Source organism: Rhodomicrobium sp. Az07 (genome assembly GCF_018619475.1).
GTDB lineage: Bacteria > Pseudomonadota > Alphaproteobacteria > Rhizobiales > Rhodomicrobiaceae > Rhodomicrobium.
Genome location: NZ_JAHFZG010000013.1, coordinates 54,547 through 73,054 on the forward strand (window position 1 = coordinate 54,547; position 18,508 = coordinate 73,054).

Sequence of the window (18,508 nt, forward strand, 5' to 3'; positions counted from 1 at the left end):
GCAGACGGAGCGAAACAGGACGGCTGCTTCCACATGCTGTTGCCTCCGTGCCCGCGCGCGGGCGTCGGAGGCGTTCGCATCAGATGTGGATCGCGCGCTTGCCGACAGCGAGCGCGGCTTCCTTCACGGCTTCGGGCAGCGTTGGATGCGCGTGGCAGGTGCGCGCGAGGTCTTCCGCCGAGCCGCCGAACTCCATCAGCACCGCCGCTTCGGCGATCATGTTGCCCGCGTCCGGCCCGAGGATATGCACGCCGAGCACGCGGTCCGTCTTCGCATCCGCGAGGATCTTCACGAAGCCTTCGGTCTGCCGGTTCACCTTGGCACGGCCGTTCGCGGTGAACGGGAACTTGCCGACCGTATAATCGACGCCCTCAGCCTTCAGGCTCTCTTCCGTCTTCCCGACACTTGCGACCTCGGGATAGGTGTAGATCACGCCGGGAATGACGCCGTAATTCACGTGGCCAGCCTTGCCCGCGAGGTTCTCGGCGACGGCAACGCCCTCATCTTCCGCCTTGTGCGCAAGCATCGGCCCACGGATCACGTCGCCGATGGCATAGATGCCGGGCACGTTTGTCTGGAAATGGTCGTCGACAACGATGCGGCGCTTGTTGTCGATGGCGACGCCCGCCTCTTCGAGGCCGAGCCCCTCGGTGTAGGGCACGCGGCCGACGGCAACGAGCACATGGCTCGCCTCGAACTCTTCCGCAACGCCATCGCCCGAAGCCGGCGCAACCGCAACCTTGAGCGGGCCTTTGCCGTTCGCCTTGACGCCCGTCACCTTCTGGCTGACGCGGAAGGCCATCCCCTGCTTTTCGAGGATGCGCTGGAAGCTCTTCACCACGTCATTGTCCATGCCGGGCAGGATGCGGTCGAGGAATTCCACAACCGTCACCTTCGCGCCGAGCCTGCGCCAGACGGAGCCGAGTTCGAGGCCGATCACGCCGCCGCCGATGACGACGAGATGCTCGGGAACGGCGTTGAGGTCGAGCGCGCCGGTGGAGGAAACGACGCGCTTCTCGTCGATCTCGATGCCCGGCAGCCGCACGATGTCGGAGCCGGTGGCGATGACGATGGCCTTCGTCTTGAGCGTTTCCACCGCGCCGTCAGCGGCCGTGACCGAAACCTTGCCCGCACCCGCGACGCGCCCCGTGCCGCGCCAGGTGTCGATCTTGTTCTTCTTCAGGAGATATTCGACGCCCTTGACGTTCCCCTCGATGCCCTCGGCCTTGTATTTCATCATCGCCGCGAGATCGAGTTGCGGCTTCACCTTGATGCCCATCCCCGCGAAACCGTGGCCTGCCTCCTCGTAAAGCTCGGATGCGTGGAGCAGCGCCTTCGACGGGATACAGCCGACATTCAGGCAGGTGCCGCCGAAGGTCGGGTTCTTTTCCACGATCGCTGTCTTGAGCCCGAGTTGCGCGGCGCGGATCGCGCAGACATAACCGCCGGGGCCGCTTCCGATTACGATAAGCTCGTACGCATCAGCCATGAGTGTCTCCATGGGTCAGCCGGGCGTGCGTCGCCCGTAAATGTGTGTCGTCGATTACCTGCGCCTCCTCGCCGCGCCGCGCGGAAAAGCGCGCGCCGAAGGCGATCCGCGCTCTCTACAGGTCGAGAATGAGACGCTGCGGATCTTCCAGCGCGTCCTTCACATGCACGAGGAACGTCACGGCATCCTTGCCGTCGACGAGGCGGTGATCGTAGGACAGCGCGAGATACATCATCGGCCGGATCTCGATCTTGCCGTTCACGACGACAGGCCGCTCCTGAATCTTGTGCATGCCGAGAATGCCCGACTGCGGCGCGTTCAGGATCGGCGTCGACATCAGCGAGCCGTAGACGCCGCCGTTCGAGATGGTGAACGTGCCGCCCTGCATTTCTTCAAGGCTGAGTTTGCCGTCGCGCGCCTTCACGCCGAAGCCCGCGATTTCCTTTTCGATGTCGGCGATGGACTTCTGATCCGCGTCGCGCACGACGGGCACGACGAGGCCGCGATCCGTGCCGACCGCAATGCCGATGTGGTAGAAGTTCTTGTAGATGATGTCGTCGCCGTCGATCTCCGCGTTGACGCTCGGAACGTCGTGGAGCGCGTGAAGACACGCCTTTACGAAGAAGCCCATGAAGCCGAGCTTAACGCCGTGCTTCTTCTCGAAGATCGTCTTGTAGCGGTTGCGCAGATCCATGATCGTCGACATGTCCACCTCGTTGAAGGTGGTGAGCATGGCGGCGTTGTTCTGCGCTTCCTTGAGGCGGCGCGCGATGGTCTGGCGAAGCTTCGTCATGCGCACACGTTCCTCGCGCGCCTCAATCGTGCGCGGCGCTGCGGGACGTGGCGCGGGCGCGGGCGCTGCGACCTTCTCGAAGAAGGAACTCGGCGCGGCGGGCGCAGGCGAGGAGGCGGCACCGCCCTCAATGACGGACAGCATATCGCCCTTCGTCACGCGGCCGTCCTTGCCCGTGCCCGGAATAGTGGCCGGATTGACGCCGGTTTCCTCGGCGATGCGGCGGACGGACGGCGCGAGCACATCAACATTCGGCGAGCGGGGCGAAGCGGCCTGAACGGGGCTGGGCGTGGTCGCCTGAGCCGCGACCGGAGCGGCTGCGGGCTTCTCGGCGGGTTTCGGAGCGCCGCTCGCGGCGGCGGCGGCGCCTTCCGCGATCGTGCCGAGCAGCGCGCCGACGCCCACGGTTTCGCCTTCCTTGACGAGGATTTCGGCGATCACGCCCGCAGCCGGGGCATTCACTTCGAGCGTGACCTTGTCTGTTTCAAGCTCCGCGAGAGCCTCGTCCGCCTTCACGGCATCGCCCGGCTTCTTGAACCATCGGCCGACGGTCGCTTCTGTGACTGATTCGCCAAGCGTGGGAACGACGATTTCCGTGGTCATGCATAAATCCTTCAACAGCCTCATGCCGAGGCGCATTTGCCGCACCGAGCTGTATCGCGCCCGGAAGCCCCCTGAAAACCAGACCGCGACCGCCCCTCCACTGGAGAGCGCCCGCGGCCTCAAATCCCCCTGCCGACCGAATCGCGACGTGTTTCCGCTCGCGGATCGATCTCGTGCGCCGGCCTCAGCCTTGCAGCGTCAACGCCTCATCAAGAAATGCGTGCAGCTCCGCCGTGTGCTTGCTCATCAGACCGGCGGCCGTGGATGCGCAAGCCGGCCGCCCGATATAGCGGGGACGCCGCGTATCCGCGCCGATGTGGTCGAGCACCCACTCGATGTTGCTCTCGACGAAAGTCCAGGCGCCCTGATTCTTCGGCTCTTCCTGACACCAGACGATTTCGGCGTTCGGAAAGCGCGACAATTCCTGAATGAGCGCGCGCGCCGGGAACGGGTAGAGCTGCTCCAGACGCATCAGATAGATATCGCTGGTTCCGCGGCTCTCGCGCTCTTCGAACAGGTCGTAATAGACCTTGCCGCTGCACAACACGACACGCTTGATGTCCTCGTCGCGCACGAGCTTCACGGTCTCGCTCTTGCCGACCTGCGCGCTGTCCCAGAGAACCCGGTGGAACGTCGTCCCCGGCCCGAACTTTTCGAGCGACGAGACAACGCGCTTGTGCCGAAGCAGCGACTTCGGCGTCATCAGGATCAGCGGTTTCCTGAAGCTGCGATGAAGCTGGCGGCGGAGAATGTGGAAGTAGTTCGCGGGCGTGGTGCAATTGGCAACCTGCCAATTGTCCTCGGCGGAAAGCTGAAGATAGCGTTCGAGACGCGCGGAGGAATGCTCCGGCCCTTGGCCTTCATAGCCGTGCGGCAGCATGAGCACGAGCCCCGACATGCGGAGCCACTTGCGTTCGCCGCTCGCGAGAAACTGGTCGATGACCACCTGAGCACCGTTCGCAAAGTCGCCGAACTGCGCTTCCCAGAGCACGAGCGCGTTCGGCTCCGCGAGGCTGTAGCCATATTCGAAACCAAGCACCGCCTCTTCGGACAGCATCGAGTTCACGATTTCAATGCGCGCCTGGGAGTCGGAAAGGTGGTTCAGCGGCGTGAACGGCTCCTCGTTCTCCTGATCGGTGAGCACAGCGTGGCGCTGCGAGAAGGTGCCGCGCTCAACGTCCTGCCCGGACAGGCGCACGGGATAGCCTTCATCGAGAAGGGTGCCGAAGGCGAGCGCCTCCGCCATCGACCAGTCGATGCCCTTGCCCTCCTCGATCATCTTGCGGCGGTTGGCGAGGAAGCGTTCGATTGTCTTGTGCGCGGTGAAGCCCTTCGGCACCTCGGTCAGCGTCTCGCCGATGCGGCGCAGACGGTCGAGATGGACGCCGGTATTGCCGCGACGCGGACCTTCCTCGGGCAGCGTGATCGACGACCAGCGCCCGTCGAGCCAGTCGGCCTTGTTCGGCCGGTAGCTTTCGGATGCGATGAATTCCTGTTCGAGCTGGTCCCAAAAGGAAGACTTCAGCGCCTCGGCCTCTTCCTCCCTGACGAGGTTCTCGTCCGCGAGCCGCTTCGAGTAGATCGAAACCACGCTCGGCTGCTGGCGGATCTTCTTGTACATCAGCGGCTGCGTGAAGGACGGCTCGTCGCCCTCATTATGGCCATGACGCCGGTAGCAGATCATGTCGATCACGACCGGCTTGTGGAAGCGCTGGCGGAACTCGGTCGCGACGCGCGCGCAATAGACCACGGCTTCCGGATCGTCGCCGTTCACATGGAAGATCGGGGCCTCGATCATGCGCGCGATGTCCGACGGATAGGGCGAGGAGCGCGAGAAGCGCGGCGCGGTGGTGAAGCCGATCTGGTTGTTGACGATAAAGTGGATCGAGCCGCCGGTGCGATGCCCCTTGAGGCCCGAAAGGCCGAAGCACTCCGCGACAACGCCCTGTCCCGCGAAGGCCGCATCGCCGTGCAAGAGCAGCGGCAGAACCTCCGAGCGGGTCTTGTCGCCGAGTTGGTCCTGCTTCGCGCGGACCTTGCCGAGAACGACCGGATCGACAATTTCGAGATGCGACGGGTTCGCGGTGAGCGAGAGATGCACGGAATTGCCGTCGAACTCGCGGTCGCTCGAAACGCCGAGATGATATTTCACGTCGCCGGAGCCTTCGACGTCCTCCGGGTTGGCGGAGCCGCCCTTGAACTCGTGAAAGAGCGCGCGGTACGGCTTCCCCAACACGTTGGTCAGCACGTTGAGGCGGCCGCGATGCGGCATGCCGATGACGATTTCCTTCACGCCGAGTTGGCCGCCGCGCTTGATGATCTGTTCGAGCGCGGGGATAGCCGCTTCGCCGCCTTCGAGTCCGAAGCGCTTCGTGCCCGTGTATTTCTTGTCGAGGAAGCGCTCGAAGCCCTCGGCATGGACGAGCTTGGTCAGGATCGCCTTCTTGCCGAGCGCGGTGAACTCGACTTCCTTGTCCGGACCTTCGATGCGCTCCTGAATCCAGAGCTTCTGCTCCGGCGACGAGATGTGCATGAACTCGAAGCCGATCGTGCCGCTATAGGTGCGCTTCAGGATCTCGATGATCTGGCGCAGACTCGCGGTTTCGAGGCCGAGCACTTTGTCGATGTAGATCTGGTGATCGAGGTCGGCGGCGGTGAAGCCGTAGGTGTTCGGGTCAAGCTCCGGATGCGAACCGGGAGGCGCGATGTGGAGCGGATCGAGATTGCCGATAAGGTGGCCGTTCACGCGATAGGCGCGGATGAGCATGAGCGCGCGCACGCTTTCGCGCGTAGCCTTGAACGCCTCCTCGCGGGTGATCTCGACGCCCTGCTGCTGGGCTTTCGCGAGAATTTGCCGGTTGATCGCGAGGCCCTCTTCCGGTCCCCAGTCGGCGGCGAGAGCGTTCAGGATATCGCCGTCCTCGTCGCCATGCCCGTTTTTCGGCTTCCATGACGGGCCAAGAGCCTCGGCGTCGACAGTGTCGCGGCGTTCTTTCAGATCGTTGAAAAAGGCGCGCCAGTCCGCTGTAACCGCGCCGGGATTTTCCTGAAAGCGCTCGTACAGGTCTTCAATATAGGCTGCGTTCGCACCGTGGAGAAACGATGTCCTCGCGAACGCTTCGTTGAGGCTTTCCCGTCTCACTTCGATCACCATCACCCAAAAGGCTTTTAGAGCGGACATAGAGCAAATTTCGCGCGCAGTTGCGCAAAATTTGCTCTCACATTCCGGTTACCGAATAGGCGGCACACCGAAAGAAACGGGTGGTGCGCCGCCATCGGCGAATGGCTGTCCGCCCGCCTTCCGGCGGATCAGCCCTTGAGAACTTCGACGAGCGTGCTCCCGAGTGCGGCAGGCGAAGGGGACACCACGATGCCAGCGGATTTCATCGCTTCGATCTTGTCGCCAGCTGAACCTTTGCCGCCAGCAATAATCGCGCCAGCATGGCCCATGCGTCGGCCGGGAGGCGCGGTGACGCCCGCGATGAAGCCTACCACAGGCTTCTTGCGCGAAGATTTCATGTAGAACTCCGCCGCTTCCTCCTCCGCTGAACCGCCGATTTCACCGATCATAATGATCGATTGTGTCTCGTCGTCGGCGAGCAGCATTTCGAGCACATCGAGATGTTCGGTCCCCTTCACCGGATCGCCGCCGATGCCGATGCAGGTCGTCTGCCCCAGCCCCGCGAGCGTCGTCTGATGGACCGCCTCATAGGTAAGCGTGCCCGAGCGAGAGACAATACCGACACTGCCGCGCTTGTGGATATGACCGGGCATGATGCCGATCTTGCACTCGCCGGGCGTGATGACGCCGGGGCAGTTCGGCCCGATGAGGCGCGACTTCGAACCGGCGAGCGCGCGCTTCACCTTGATCATGTCCTCGACCGGGATACCCTCGGTGATGGTCACGATGAGCGGGATTTCCGCGTCGATGGCTTCGAGGATGGCGTCGGCCGCAAACGGGGGCGGCACGTAGATCGCGGTCGCGTTCGCGCCTGTCTTCTGGACGGCGTCGAGCACGGTGTCGAACACGGGGAGGCCGAGATGGGTGGAGCCGCCTTTGCCCGGCGTGACACCGCCGACCATCTTCGTGCCATAGGCGATTGCCTGCTCGGAGTGGAAGGTGCCCTGCGCGCCGGTGAAGCCCTGGCAGATCACCTTTGTATTCTTGTCGACGAGGATGGCCATGTTCTAATCCTTCAAGAGAAGCGACTGTTCGGTGTCGTGGAAGCCCGTCGCGCGGGGCGCGGGCAGAAAGGGGTTTTCGACCGTGACGGAGCCGTAAGCCTGTCCGTGACTCAGGTCTTCCGAGTAGACCGTGGTCGCGCCGAGCGCTTCGGCCGCCGCCAGGATCGCCGCATCCCAGTACGAAATTCGGTAGCGTGCCGAAAGCGCCACTGCCGCCTTGACGAGGTCGACATCGGTCGGGACGCATGCGAATTCCTCAAGGTTTTCGATCCATTCGAGAGCCTTGGCGGGCGGCATGTCGAAATCGGTCTTCCGGGTGGCGTTCACGTAGAATTCCTGCAGAACCTGCGCCGAAAGACCGAATTGCTCCTCCGCGATAAGTTTAATCGCTATCGTCTTTTTTGAATGGTGTGCCGGGTTCTTCGAGGCCGCGTAAAGCAGGACGTTCGTGTCGAGAAAACACTCCACGGTCATACAGCGCCTCCCTGTCCCACTTCCAGTTTTCGCCAGGATCGCAATTAGACTGTTCCGCGAGCGCGATCAGTTGCTTCCTGGCCTCCGCCGCCCGCCCATGATGACGGGCGAGCTTGCCGAGATATTCCCTTACGAGGCCGTTCACGGTTGTGTCGTTGGCGGCGGCGTATTTGCGCACCTCCGCCAGGACTTCATCCTCGACAGCCAGAGTTATATTTTTCATGGCGCACCTCCGCATATCCCGCACTACACAGGTTATGTGGAACTGCGTGCGCCGTCAAGCCGCCTTCTTCACCTCGGCGACAATCTTCTCGGCCGCGTCCGCGAGGTTGTCCGCCGGGATCACGGCGAGCCCCGAATTGCGGATGATCTCCTTGCCGAGTTCGACGTTCGTGCCTTCGAGGCGCACGACGAGCGGCACCTTGAGGCTCATCTCGCGAGCAGCGGCGAGAATGCCTTCCGCGATGATGTCGCAGCGCATGATTCCGCCGAAGATGTTGACGAGGATGCCCTTCACGTTCGGATCGGACAGGATGATCTTGAAGGCTTCCGTCACCTTTTCCTTCGTGGCGCCGCCGCCGACGTCGAGGAAGTTCGCGGGCTCCGAGCCATAAAGCTTGATGATGTCCATCGTCGCCATGGCGAGGCCGGCGCCGTTCACGAGGCACCCGATGCTGCCGTCGAGCTTGACGTAGGAGAGGTCGTAGCGCGAGGCCAGAACTTCCGCCGGGTCTTCCTCTTCGAGGTCGCGCAGCGCCACGATTTCGGGGTGACGGTAGAGCGCGTTACTGTCGAAGCCGAGCTTTGCGTCGAGGCACACGAGGTCGCCCTTTTCCGTCACGATCAGCGGATTGATTTCGAGCTGGCTCATGTCCTTCTCGACGAAAGCCTTGTAGAGGCTGCCGATCAGCTTCACGCACTGCTTGACCTGATCGCCTTCGAGGTCGAGCGCGAAGGCCACCTTGCGGCCGTGAAACTGGGAATAGCCCGACGCCGGATCGATGGAGAAGGTGAGGATCTTCTCGGGGGCGTCGTGCGCCACTTCCTCGATGTCCATGCCGCCTTCGGTTGAGGCGATCACGGCGACGCGGCTCGTTGCGCGGTCCACGAGGAGGGAGAGGTAGAGTTCGCGCTTGATCGCGGCGCCCTCTTCGATGAGGAGACGCTTCACCACGCGGCCTTCCGGGCCGGTCTGCACGGTCACGAGCGTGCGGGTCAGCATCTCGTCCGCGAAGGTGCGCACGTCGTCGAACGACTTGGCGATGCGAACGCCGCCCTTCTCGCCTGCTTCAGGCTCCTTGAACGAGCCCTTGCCGCGCCCGCCCGCATGGATCTGCGCCTTCACGACGCTGATGGGGCCGCCGAGTTCCTTCGCAATTGCGAAGGCTTCCTCCGGCGTGAAGGCGGCATGGCCCTTCGGTACCGGCACGCCGTATTCTTTCAGGATGGCTTTCGCCTGATATTCATGAACGTTCATGATGCACTCTCGAATGGGTGGGAGTGGGCCGGCGGCATTGTGCACCGCAATAAATCCGGGATACACAGCCGCAAAAAAAAGCCGCCCGCAAGGACGGCTTTCGTCTAGGTCAGGCGGTTTGGGCGAGGCCCGGCGCGATGCGGACGCAAGCTTCGACGAGGTTCTTCACCGCTTCGACGGAGCGGTTGAAATCGAGGCGCTCGTGCGTGTTGAGGTCGATCTCGATGACGCGTTCCATGCCCTTCGCGCCGATCACGGTCGGCACGCCGATATAGAGCCCCTTCACGCCGTATTCGCCAGTCAGATACGCGGCGCAAGGCAGCACGCGCTTCTTGTCCTTGAGATAGGATTCGGCCATCTCGATCGCGGAAGCGGCGGGGGCATAATAGGCCGAGCCGGTCTTGAGCAACTTCACGACTTCGGCACCGCCGTCGCGCGTGCGCTGCACGATCTCGTTCAGACGCTCATGCGTGATCCAGTTCATCTTGATGAGGTCGGGAAGCGGGATGCCCGCAACCGTGGTGTAGCGCGTGAGCGGAACCATGGTGTCGCCGTGGCCGCCGAGCACGAAGGCCGTGACATCTTCCACCGACACGTCGAATTCGCGCGCAAGGAAGTGGCGGAAGCGCGACGAGTCGAGCACGCCCGCCATGCCGACGATCTGGTTCTTGGGCAGGCCGGAAACGCGCTGGAGCGCCCACACCATGGCGTCGAGAGGGTTGGTGATACAGATGACAAAGGCGTCGGGGGCGTACTTCTTGATGCCCGCGCCCACCTGCTCCATTACCTTGAGGTTGATTTCGAGAAGGTCGTCGCGGCTCATGCCGGGCTTCCTCGGTACGCCGGCGGTCACGATGACCACGTCCGCGCCCTTGATGTCGGCATAGTCGTTAACGCCCTGGAAGGCCGCGTTGAAACCGTCGACCGGCGCGGATTGGGCGATGTCGAGCGCCTTGCCCTGCGGCAGGCCCTCGGCGATGTCGAACAGCACAACGTCGCCAAGTTCCTTGAGGCCGATCAAATGGGCGAGCGTGCCGCCGATCATGCCCGACCCGATGAGTGCGATTTTGGCCCGTGCCATGCCGTTCTCCTGTCTAAGTGTGGCTCGCGTGCGTCTCCGCCGCGTGAAAATGCTGCGCTCGCGTTCCGTTACTCGCATTTCGCGCGTGCGGCAAGACAAGCGACCGCAAGTTTACCACTGCGCGAGCGGTGCCCGGTAGGACGAATTGAAGCCGCGTCGCCCGATGAACGCCGCCGTTATTCACAATGAAATTGCAAAAGTGTTTCGCCTTATCCTCAATTTCGCCGAAAATGCCCGCGCGATTGGCATGATATGGAGCGGGGGACTGACACGATGACGGCAGCCAAAGATCGCTTTCCGAATCTTGCCGACTTCAGCGCGCCCGGCTTCGTTCGGGGACGCTCACGCCCCGTCGAGGCCCTTTGGCTCGCGGTCCAATGGGCTCTCATCTCATCATGGTTGCCGGGTTCGGCGCATCGCCGCGCGGTCCTGCGCCTGTTCGGGGCGAAGATCGGCGCGGGCGTCGTCATCAAGCCCGGCGTGCGCGTGAAATTTCCCTGGCGGCTTGAAATCGGTGCCGATAGCTGGATCGGCGAGGACGTCTGGATCGACAATCTCGCCCCTGTCGCCATCGGCCGCGATTGCTGCCTCTCGCAGGGCGCGTATCTCTGCACCGGCAGCCACGACTGGACGAGCCGCACCTTCGATCTCATCACGAAAGGCATCCGCGTGGAGGACGGCGCGTGGATCGCGGCGAAAGCTGTGGTCGCGCCCGGCGTCGTTGTCGGCGAGGGCGCGGTGCTCGGGCTTGGCGGCGTGGCCATGCGCGATCTCGCTCCATGGGGCATCTATCGAGGCAACCCGGCCGAGCGCATTGCAGAGCGGCGGCCCGACACGTTCGCTTTTCCGCCCGCGGAGCTTCGGCGGACAGCCGAGGGTGCCGAATTCGACGCGGTCTGAGGAATGTCGCAAATGACTTTCCGCCGGATTTCGCGCTTGTCGGCGGTTCGTGAAAAGCCCATGTAAGACGCGAAATTCCCGGCGGTTGAACTGCCGCTCATCAGTTGCACAATTTTCAGGTGATCCAGCGATGGCGATTTCGCTTCTCGGCGGCGGTGCCGCTCAACCGGCGGACAACACGAGCGACATCATCAAGAACACCACCACGGCAACCTTCGTGGCGGACGTGATCGAGGCGTCGCGCAAGGTGCCTGTGATCGTCGATTTCTGGGCGCAATGGTGCGGTCCCTGCAAGCAACTCACACCCATCCTCGAAAAGGTCGTCCGCGCCTCCAAGGGCAAGGCGCGGCTCGTCAAGATGAACATCGACGAGCACCCGGAAGTGGCGGGCCAGCTTCAGATCCAGTCGATTCCGGCCGTCTTCGCCTTCTCGCAGGGCCAGCCCGTCGACGGGTTCATGGGCGCGCTGCCCGAAAGCCAGGTGAAGGCTTTCGTCGACCGGCTCATCGGTCCCGATGCGGACGATGTGGCGGGCATCGAGGAAGCGCAGCGTGTGTTCGACGAGGGCGATATCGCTGGCGCCGCGCAGCTTTACGGCGCCGTGCTCAAGAACGATCGCGAAAACGTGGACGCCATCGGCGGGCTGTCGAAATGCTACGTCCGCCTCGGCGACCTCACCCGCGCCGAGCAGGTGCTTTCCATGGCGCCGCCCGCGAAGCAGACCGCCGAAGCCTACCTTTCGGCAAAAGCGGCGCTTGAACTGGCGAGAAAAGCCGAGCCCTTGGCCGACACCGCGCCGCTGGAACAGGCAATCGCGGCCAATCCGCGCGACTGGGATGCGCGCTTCAAGCTCGCGCTCGCACTCGTCGCGAAAGGCAAACGCGAGGCTGCCCTCGACCATCTCTTCGAGATCGTGCGAAAGGATCGCGGCTGGAACGACGATGCGGCAAGACAACAGCTTGTGGAACTTTTCGAAGCATGGGGCCCTAAGGATCCGTTGACACAAGCCGGGCGTCAGCGTCTGTCATCGATTCTTTTCGCCTGACGCGTGAAGAGGGAGGTTGCCGTGGGCATCACCGAAAGATACCGGACGCTCTCCGACCTCCCGGCGCGGATCCCCGTATTCCCGCTGCAAGGCTGCATCCTGCTGCCGCGCTCCAATCTGCCGCTGAACGTCTTCGAGCCGCGCTATCTCGCCATGGTTGAGGATGCGATCGCGGGCGACCGCCTCATCGGCATCGTCCAGCCGCTTCCCGCCGAGGAAGAATCGCCATCGGCGAAGGGATTCCCGCTGCGGGCGACCGGTTGCGCCGGCAGGCTCTCCGCTTTCTCCGAAACCGACGACGGGCGCCTCCTCGTCACGCTGACGGGCGTTTGCCGGTTCGATATCGTGGGCGAAGCGCAAACCGCGAAGCCCTACCGGATCTGCGACGCGAATTATCGCCCGTATGCGAACGATCTCGTTCGCGGATACGGTCAGGACGCGGTCGACTGGCCGAAATTCGTCGAGGTGCTCCGCGCCTATCTCGATGCGAGAAAGCTCACCGCCGACTGGGACAGCATCCAGCGGTCTCCGACGGAACTTCTCATCAACACGCTGTCGATGATCAGCCCATACGGCCCGGAAGAGAAACAGGCGCTGCTCGAAGCCGCCGATCTCAAGGCGCGCGCCGAGGTTCTGATGGCGCTGGCGGAGATGGAAATTGCCGCACCCGGATCGGGCACCGGTACGAGTCTGCACTGAAGTCCGACGCAATGCACATTTCTGTGCTGTGACCTGCTCCTATCCAGCGCTTTTTAAGCGAGTGCGCCTGCGTTAAGCACGAACATCTGGATATTCGCTCGCAAAATTGCGTAACTTGTGTCGTAGAGCTATTCTAACGCCAGCTTCGGGCCCCGCCCGACTGAACCGAGCTGAAAGGGTCAACGATGGACGTCGCAATAAAAGAAGAACTCGATCCCGTCCTCCTCGAAATCCTTGTGTGCCCGATCACCAAGACGCCTCTCGTTTACGACCGAAAAGCGGAGGAACTTGTAAGTCAGGCCGCGGGGCTCGCCTATCCCGTGCGCAAGGGCATTCCCGTGATGCTCCCCGAAGAGGCGCGCAAACTCTCCGCCTGAATTCGCAACGAGCAGCGGACGTCCATTGCGATGGCGCCCGCTTCATGGTTCGCGGCTTGTGGCTCGCGCGGCTATTGAAGTTCGACCCAGCTGGCCGAAAGCCACCCATATCAAGCTCGCCGCGTTGTGACGCCACGAGCGTCCGCCACCGGCTTTCTGTGAGAGGGAGGCGGTTCCGCGCGCCAGTCAGCCGCAGCGATCGCTCGGCTGACGATCACGATCTTGCCTCTGCACCTATGCCACGCTCACGTCACAGATTTGCGACACCGCAGCGCGGCGGCGCGCCGCACGCTTGCCGCTCATAGTCCAGCTTGCCGCCCGCTCTCGATCGTCGCCCGCAATCCGCCAAGCGCCGACGATGCGTCGAGCGAAAGCCGCCAGCCATAGGCATCGAGCACGTCCTGCACGATGGCGAGGCCCAACCCCGTGCCCCGCTCTCGCTCGTCGAGGCGGACACCGCGCGCCATCACCCAGTCGCGCACCTCCGGCGCGATCCCGACGCCATCGTCCTCCACTGTGATCAGCACCCGCGCGCCTGCCTCATCGGCAGCGGCCGATACGAGCACGCGCGTCGAGGCGTGCCGCGCAGCGTTCTCAAGCAGATTGCCGAGCACTTCCGCAAGGTCGGTCCGGTCCATGGGAATGGCGAAATCGCGAGGGAGGCTCGTATCGAAGACGACGCGCGCACCTTCGGGCGTTCGCCCGAGCGTTGCGATCAGCGACGCCAGCAGCGGCGCCAGCGGGGTCGGGCGGCTCGCGCTGCGTCCGGCGACGCCGCGCACCCGCGCCCGCGCCAACTCGCGATCCACGTGACGCCCCATCGCCGCCACCACGCTTTCGATGTCGTCCGCGATATGCTTTTCGCCCTGCCCTCGCAAGCGGCGCGCGTCAGCCGAAAGCGCGGCGAGCGGGGTCTTGAGGCCATGAGCGAGGTCGGCGGCACGACCGCGCGAGCGCTCGATCTCGCGCTCCTGGCTGTCGATCAGCGCGTTCATTTCCTCGACAAGCGGATGCACCTCCGAAGGCACTGTCGTCGGCAGGTTCACGATGCGGCCCGCGCGGATGTCCGCCACCCCGCGACGCAGCCTGTCGAGCGGGCGAAGCCCGAGACCCACCTGAAGGATGGTTGCCCCGGTCAGGACCGCGCCGAGAATTGCAAGCGCGATGGCAAGGTCGCGCGTGAAGGCCGCGGAAGCTTTCGAGACGCCGTGGAGGCTCGCCGCCACGGCGACGCGCACCGGCATCTTGCGGTCGCCCACGGTGAGTACCACGCTTCGCTCCACCGCGAGCACTCTGTCCCGCCCCGGCCCCGGCATGACATGGCGATGTTCCTCCCCCGGCGAGATGGCGTCGGCCGCGATCGGCAGCGTCGCGTCCCAAAGCGAGCGCGACCTCAGAAGCTGTTCGCGGTCGTCGCCGACCTGCCAGTAAAGGCCGGATAGCGGCACCTCGAAGCGAGGATCGCCCGGCTTCCTCGTCAGCACGAGCGAACCGTCGGGGTTCACGTCGAGCGCCGCGAGGATCTGGCTCAGATGCAGGTTGAGGTCGTCGGCGATGGTGCGCGCGACATGACGCTTGAAAAGATGCACGAGCCCGCCGCCCGCGACCGTCAGCGCGAGGAGAATGGCCGCCATCCCGCCGACGATGAGCCGCAGTCGAAGCGACGATCCCGTCATGGCCCCGGTTCTTCGACGATGTAACCGAAGCCGCGCCGCGTTCTGATCAGCGGCACCGCAAGCTTGCGCCGCACACGCCCGACCAGCACTTCGAGAGCGTTCGAATCGTGGTCCTCGTCGTGGCCATACACCGCTTCCTCAAGCTCGTGCTGCGGCACGACGCGACCGCGATGCAGGACAAGATAGGCGACGACGCGATATTCCAGCGCCGAGAGCCCCACGGGCACGCCGCGCACGCTCACGCGCATCTGGCGGTCGTCCACGGTGAGGTCGCCAATGGTCACGAGCGAGGACGCAGCCCCCGCCGAGCGGCGGATGATCGCGCGCAGCCGCGAGAGAAGCTCCTCCATGTGGAACGGCTTCGGCAGATAGTCGTCCGCGCCCGCGTCGATGCCGTCGACGCGTTCGGCCCAGCTTCCGCGCGCGGTGAGGATGAGAACCGGCATGCGACGGTCGGCGGCGCGCCAACGCTTCAGCACGGAAAGCCCGTCCATGCGCGGCAGGCCGAGATCGAGAATCACGGCGGCGTAATCTTCCGTGTCGCCGCGAAACCAGGCGTCTTCACCCTCGCCCGCCGTTTCAACCACATAGCCGTTCGCCTCGAGCGCCCGCTCCACATCCTCGGCGATCCGCCTGTCGTCCTCGACAAGAAGCACGCGCATCTACTTTTCCTTGATCTTCGCGATTTCGGCGGTCTTCGCATCGACATAGACCTCGAAAATCCGGCCCGCCTTGTTCACGGTGCGAAATTCATAATACCACACGCCGTGCTTTCGTTCGATCTCGATGCCAACCACTTCGCCCGGAAGCCGGTCCTTTACGGCGCCCAGAATATCGGCGAGTTGCCTGATATCGTTCTTTTCGACGGCTTCGCGCGCTGTGTCGTGATCGTCGTCGGAATGCGCGTGCGTCTGCACCGGCGCGGCGAACGCAACCAGAGCAGCAAACAGAAACCGAAGCGGCGACATCATGAGAGGTTCTCCGGTCTTATTCATCGCATTTGCCTGCTGACAAACCACTGACATCGCGCAACAGGCTTGGGTCACCGCCTCTCTGCCATTGATCGTCCATCGCCGGGCAATAGTGCCCGTGCAATCCATCTGGAGACCGAGATGCGGAAAATTCCTCTTGTTCTGTCTGTCTTTGCCGTCTGCGCCGCAGCCACCGCCGCCAATGCGAGCGACCCGTCCCGCGCCTGCACGACAGCGCCCGAAAGCCAATGGCTCAAGATCGCCGATCTTCAGGCGAAGGTCGAGGAGCAAGGCTACAAGGTGCGCAAGGCCAAGCTGAAGAAGGGCTGCGGCGAGTTGTACGCCGTCGACAAGTCCGGTGAGCGCATCGAGCTGTTCGTCGATCCGACGAACGCGAAGATCGTCGAGACGAAGAAGGACGAGGACTGATGTCGCTCGCCCATCAAACGATCGAAGCTGGCGGCGTGACGCCGCCAGCAACGGTCAAGGTGTGGGATCCGTTCGTGCGGGTCTTCCACTGGTCGCTCGTCGGCTTGTTCATCGCGGCTTTCGCGACGGGCGACGAGGTCGAGCGCGTCCATGTGTTGGCAGGTTATGCCATCGCGGCGCTGGTTGGTCTGCGCATCGTGTGGGGCTTTATGGGCCCTAAACACGCGCGCTTCTCCGATTTCGTGAAATCGCCCGCGACCGTCGTCGCCTATCTTCGCGGCGCCACTTCGCTCAACGGTCGGCGCTATCTCGGTCATAATCCGGCGGGCGGCATCATGGTCGTGTTGCTGCTGGCGGCGCTCATCGGCACATGCGCCACGGGTTACATGATGACGACGAAATCGGGCTGGGGCTCGCATGATCTGGAAGAAATGCATGAAGCCTTCGCCAACGGCATGCTGGTGCTGATCGGTCTCCATATCGTCGGCGTCATCTGGGCGAGCGTGGAGCACGGCGAAAACCTCGCCCGCGCGATGATCACCGGCCGCAAGAAAAGCGAATCGGACGGTTCGAGCGCGTAGCGCAGAGTCAGAGCGCTAGAGCCCATTCCGATCTGATTGAATCGCAGTCAGATCGGTAAAACGGTCTCTTCTTCGAAGTTTAGAGCCGGATCCGCTCGGGTTGAGAGCCTGAGCGGCTTCTGCCCTATCGCGAGACCGTCGCAGTTTGCATCCGCCGGCGGAAGGTGTCGAGGCGCGCTTTGAGCGAAAGCACGTGACGCCACGCATCCTCGACCCGCGCGCGAGGGAGCCGGCCTGACACCACCGCCGCTTCCACCGCTTCATAAACGGTCTCGTCGAGGTCTTGCGGCACGTCCGGCGTTGCGCGGACGAGCACGAGATCTGCGCCTGCGATCAGTGCCGACGCGACCGCATCGCCGTGATGCAAGGGGGCGCCGCCGAGATCGAGGTCGGCGATGATCGCGCCGCCGAAAGCCATGTCGCGCCGGACTGCGCTCTCGCCGAGCCGCGAGGCTGACGACGGGCTCGACACGGTTGCCGTCAAAACCCGCTCTCCCGCCCTCAAGCGCAGGATTACGGCGTCAGCCGCGTCGAACTTCACCACATTTCGCAGCATTGCCGCGCTCGCGCGCTCGCGCCGCAACGATGCCGCGCGGCGAGCGCCGAATGCCTCCGCGCGAAGCGCCGTCAGAACCCCCCGGTCATGATGGCCTCGGGTGAATGCGGCCGCGAACGCTCTGGCGCGAGGCTCGGCCGCGGCGAAGCAGGGCGCGGAAAAATCCGCTCGCCTGTCGTCGCAAGCGCCGAGCGCCGGGCCGAGATTGAGGGTGACGCCGAGCGAAGACATCTCGGCCGCCATCTCCCGATAAAGCGCCCGCGCCTCGCCAAGGCTGCGGCTCTGCCCGACGGTCTTGGCAGAGGGATAGAATGAAAAGCCTTTTTCCTCCCCGAGAGCGGCTTCCGGGCCGCCTTCCTGATCCAAGGCGACGAGCGGAAGCGTGGCTCCGTTGCCTTCTGCCAGATAGCGAAGCAGTTCGCGAAGCTGTTCCGACGATGAGATGTTGCTGGTGGCCACGATTACACCCGCGAGCCGCCCGGCCGCCAGCGCCGCGCGAACCCGGACAACGTCCCGCTCGGTCGCGTGTCGCCCGGAAAAGCCGGAAATAAGCAGGTGCCCCGTCATCGCGCGCAGTGAGGCGGGCGGCCTTTGCACGGCGGCTTTCCCGGCATCGCTTTGCCTGGTGCTGACTTTAGACGCGCTGGCTTTCAGCATCTCGGTTTTCGGCGGCGCAGTCACGACCCGCGAAGTCTGCATCACCAACGGCTTTGCTGCCGGAGCGACACCGTGGCCTACGGCGGCGGCGCGCGAAGGGCCGACACCCGGAGCGTTCGGCTTGGGCGACGCCTTCGGCTTGAGCGCCGGAGCCGCTGCTTTCGGCTTCGGGGCGCGCGGCGAAACCGCTGTCTTCGGCTTGGCCTGCGGCTGGATTGGAGGCTTTCCCTCTGACGCGACGGGCGGTCTCTCGACCACGCAAACGCCGCTGCTATAGTGCAGCGCGCGGGCGCGGCATTCAGCGGGCGTAGCGCGGCGCGGTGCCGCCGTGCCCATCAAACCGTCGAGTTCGTTGACGAAGGCGACGGTGGCCGGAGGAACGCCGAGCGGCATCGGGGCGGGCATAGCGGCTGCCGCACTCGAAAAACCGAAAACTCCAAGCGCGATAAGCCCTGATCGCACCGTACCCCCCCAGACGCCTTACCAGCTTCTCAACCTGCGGCACGATATTGCAT

At 63.9% G+C, this 18,508-nt stretch carries 18 protein-coding genes; 6 read left to right on the top strand and 12 right to left on the bottom strand.

The genetic code is table 11. The annotated features are described in order from the left end of the window. Positions 1 to 79: 79 nt before the first annotated feature. From lpdA to mdh, 8 genes are all read right to left on the bottom strand, one after another. On the bottom strand, positions 80 to 1,489 hold the full coding sequence (gene lpdA, locus KKP04_RS10820) for a dihydrolipoyl dehydrogenase (protein WP_215030796.1): 1,410 nt from the start codon (positions 1,487 to 1,489) through the stop codon (positions 80 to 82). Positions 1,490 to 1,604: 115 nt separating this feature from the next. Then, the gene (gene odhB / locus KKP04_RS10825) at positions 1,605 to 2,885 is read right to left on the bottom strand and encodes a 2-oxoglutarate dehydrogenase complex dihydrolipoyllysine-residue succinyltransferase (protein WP_215030799.1); all 1,281 of its coding nucleotides are present in this window, start codon (positions 2,883 to 2,885) and stop codon (positions 1,605 to 1,607) included. A gap of 184 nt (positions 2,886 to 3,069) precedes the next feature. Then, the gene (locus KKP04_RS10830) at positions 3,070 to 6,066 is read right to left on the bottom strand and encodes a 2-oxoglutarate dehydrogenase E1 component (RefSeq protein ID WP_251134049.1); all 2,997 of its coding nucleotides are present in this window, start codon (positions 6,064 to 6,066) and stop codon (positions 3,070 to 3,072) included. Between the two features lie 128 nt (positions 6,067 to 6,194). After that, on the bottom strand, positions 6,195 to 7,070 hold the full coding sequence (sucD, locus tag KKP04_RS10835) for a succinate--CoA ligase subunit alpha (RefSeq protein ID WP_215030802.1): 876 nt from the start codon (positions 7,068 to 7,070) through the stop codon (positions 6,195 to 6,197). 3 nt (positions 7,071 to 7,073) lie between these two features. Then, on the bottom strand, positions 7,074 to 7,544 hold the full coding sequence (locus tag KKP04_RS10840) for a PIN domain-containing protein (RefSeq protein ID WP_215030804.1): 471 nt from the start codon (positions 7,542 to 7,544) through the stop codon (positions 7,074 to 7,076). Beyond that, the gene (locus KKP04_RS10845; RefSeq protein ID WP_215030806.1) at positions 7,453 to 7,767 is read right to left on the bottom strand and encodes a hypothetical protein; all 315 of its coding nucleotides are present in this window, start codon (positions 7,765 to 7,767) and stop codon (positions 7,453 to 7,455) included. The genes KKP04_RS10840 and KKP04_RS10845 overlap by 92 nt, the downstream gene beginning before the upstream one ends. A gap of 54 nt (positions 7,768 to 7,821) precedes the next feature. After that, the gene (sucC, locus tag KKP04_RS10850; protein ID WP_215030808.1) at positions 7,822 to 9,021 is read right to left on the bottom strand and encodes an ADP-forming succinate--CoA ligase subunit beta; all 1,200 of its coding nucleotides are present in this window, start codon (positions 9,019 to 9,021) and stop codon (positions 7,822 to 7,824) included. Between the two features lie 109 nt (positions 9,022 to 9,130). Next, positions 9,131 to 10,102 (bottom strand): malate dehydrogenase, encoded by a 972-nt coding sequence (mdh, locus tag KKP04_RS10855; protein WP_215030810.1) that lies wholly within the window; start codon positions 10,100 to 10,102, stop codon positions 9,131 to 9,133. Between the two features lie 273 nt (positions 10,103 to 10,375). On the opposite strand from mdh, the gene KKP04_RS10860 reads away from it, so the two are divergent. The 4 genes from KKP04_RS10860 to KKP04_RS10875 all read left to right on the top strand — a co-directional run bounded on the left by KKP04_RS10860 (position 10,376) and on the right by KKP04_RS10875 (position 13,123). Next, complete coding sequence (locus KKP04_RS10860; protein WP_215030812.1) at positions 10,376 to 11,002, top strand: WcaF family extracellular polysaccharide biosynthesis acetyltransferase; 627 nt, start codon at positions 10,376 to 10,378, stop codon at positions 11,000 to 11,002. Between the two features lie 130 nt (positions 11,003 to 11,132). Then, on the top strand, positions 11,133 to 12,047 hold the full coding sequence (gene trxA / locus KKP04_RS10865) for a thioredoxin (protein WP_215030815.1): 915 nt from the start codon (positions 11,133 to 11,135) through the stop codon (positions 12,045 to 12,047). 21 nt (positions 12,048 to 12,068) lie between these two features. Beyond that, positions 12,069 to 12,746: an LON peptidase substrate-binding domain-containing protein gene (locus KKP04_RS10870; protein ID WP_215030817.1), complete on the top strand. Its 678-nt coding sequence runs from the start codon at positions 12,069 to 12,071 to the stop codon at positions 12,744 to 12,746. A 185-nt stretch (positions 12,747 to 12,931) separates the two neighbouring features. Then, a complete protein-coding gene (locus tag KKP04_RS10875) occupies positions 12,932 to 13,123 on the top strand; it encodes a Trm112 family protein (protein WP_215030820.1) in 192 nt (63 codons plus the stop codon). A 299-nt stretch (positions 13,124 to 13,422) separates the two neighbouring features. On the opposite strand, the gene KKP04_RS10880 is transcribed toward KKP04_RS10875, so the two are convergent. Genes KKP04_RS10880 through KKP04_RS10890 form a run of 3 tightly spaced genes read right to left on the bottom strand, consistent with a single transcriptional unit; the run spans position 13,423 to position 15,770 of the window. Continuing rightward, positions 13,423 to 14,799 carry a sensor histidine kinase gene (locus KKP04_RS10880; RefSeq protein ID WP_215030823.1) on the bottom strand — a complete coding sequence of 459 codons (1,377 nt, stop codon included), beginning with the start codon at positions 14,797 to 14,799 and terminating at the stop codon, positions 13,423 to 13,425. Further along, a complete protein-coding gene (locus tag KKP04_RS10885; RefSeq protein ID WP_215030826.1) occupies positions 14,796 to 15,461 on the bottom strand; it encodes a response regulator transcription factor in 666 nt (221 codons plus the stop codon). Before KKP04_RS10885 ends, KKP04_RS10880 begins: the two co-directional genes overlap by 4 nt. Next, positions 15,462 to 15,770, bottom strand: coding sequence for a PepSY domain-containing protein (locus KKP04_RS10890; RefSeq protein WP_251134050.1), 309 nt, complete (start codon positions 15,768 to 15,770; stop codon positions 15,462 to 15,464). It lies immediately after the preceding gene. Positions 15,771 to 15,911: 141 nt separating this feature from the next. Here KKP04_RS10890 and KKP04_RS10895 point away from each other — a divergent pair, with 141 nt between their 5' ends. Both KKP04_RS10895 and KKP04_RS10900 read left to right on the top strand, forming a co-directional pair. After that, complete coding sequence (locus tag KKP04_RS10895; RefSeq protein WP_215030829.1) at positions 15,912 to 16,199, top strand: PepSY domain-containing protein; 288 nt, start codon at positions 15,912 to 15,914, stop codon at positions 16,197 to 16,199. Then, positions 16,199 to 16,780: a cytochrome b/b6 domain-containing protein gene (locus KKP04_RS10900; protein ID WP_215030832.1), complete on the top strand. Its 582-nt coding sequence runs from the start codon at positions 16,199 to 16,201 to the stop codon at positions 16,778 to 16,780. The genes KKP04_RS10895 and KKP04_RS10900 overlap by 1 nt, the downstream gene beginning before the upstream one ends. 124 nt (positions 16,781 to 16,904) lie before the next feature. Here the strand turns inward: KKP04_RS10900 and KKP04_RS10905 are convergent, their stop codons facing one another. Then, on the bottom strand, positions 16,905 to 18,398 hold the full coding sequence (locus KKP04_RS10905) for a glycoside hydrolase family 3 N-terminal domain-containing protein (RefSeq protein WP_215030835.1): 1,494 nt from the start codon (positions 18,396 to 18,398) through the stop codon (positions 16,905 to 16,907). Positions 18,399 to 18,508 lie beyond the last annotated feature (110 nt).

Bases quoted from the DNA above. Each gene is read 5' to 3' on its own strand.
- lpdA (WP_215030796.1), bottom strand. From the start codon at position 1,489: ATGGCTGATGCGTACGAGCTTATCGTAATCGGAAGCGGCCCCGGCGGT.
- odhB (WP_215030799.1), bottom strand. From the start codon at position 2,885: ATGACCACGGAAATCGTCGTTCCCACGCTTGGCGAATCAGTCACAGAA.
- KKP04_RS10830 (WP_251134049.1), bottom strand. From the start codon at position 6,066: ATGTCCGCTCTAAAAGCCTTTTGGGTGATGGTGATCGAAGTGAGACGG.
- sucD (WP_215030802.1), bottom strand. From the start codon at position 7,070: ATGGCCATCCTCGTCGACAAGAATACAAAGGTGATCTGCCAGGGCTTC.
- KKP04_RS10840 (WP_215030804.1), bottom strand. From the start codon at position 7,544: ATGACCGTGGAGTGTTTTCTCGACACGAACGTCCTGCTTTACGCGGCC.
- KKP04_RS10845 (WP_215030806.1), bottom strand. From the start codon at position 7,767: ATGAAAAATATAACTCTGGCTGTCGAGGATGAAGTCCTGGCGGAGGTG.
- sucC (WP_215030808.1), bottom strand. From the start codon at position 9,021: ATGAACGTTCATGAATATCAGGCGAAAGCCATCCTGAAAGAATACGGC.
- mdh (WP_215030810.1), bottom strand. From the start codon at position 10,102: ATGGCACGGGCCAAAATCGCACTCATCGGGTCGGGCATGATCGGCGGC.
- KKP04_RS10860 (WP_215030812.1), top strand. From the start codon at position 10,376: ATGACGGCAGCCAAAGATCGCTTTCCGAATCTTGCCGACTTCAGCGCG.
- trxA (WP_215030815.1), top strand. From the start codon at position 11,133: ATGGCGATTTCGCTTCTCGGCGGCGGTGCCGCTCAACCGGCGGACAAC.
- KKP04_RS10875 (WP_215030820.1), top strand. From the start codon at position 12,932: ATGGACGTCGCAATAAAAGAAGAACTCGATCCCGTCCTCCTCGAAATC.
- KKP04_RS10880 (WP_215030823.1), bottom strand. From the start codon at position 14,799: ATGACGGGATCGTCGCTTCGACTGCGGCTCATCGTCGGCGGGATGGCG.
- KKP04_RS10885 (WP_215030826.1), bottom strand. From the start codon at position 15,461: ATGCGCGTGCTTCTTGTCGAGGACGACAGGCGGATCGCCGAGGATGTG.
- KKP04_RS10890 (WP_251134050.1), bottom strand. From the start codon at position 15,770: ATGATGTCGCCGCTTCGGTTTCTGTTTGCTGCTCTGGTTGCGTTCGCC.
- KKP04_RS10895 (WP_215030829.1), top strand. From the start codon at position 15,912: ATGCGGAAAATTCCTCTTGTTCTGTCTGTCTTTGCCGTCTGCGCCGCA.
- KKP04_RS10900 (WP_215030832.1), top strand. From the start codon at position 16,199: ATGTCGCTCGCCCATCAAACGATCGAAGCTGGCGGCGTGACGCCGCCA.
- KKP04_RS10905 (WP_215030835.1), bottom strand. From the start codon at position 18,398: ATGCCCGCCCCGATGCCGCTCGGCGTTCCTCCGGCCACCGTCGCCTTC.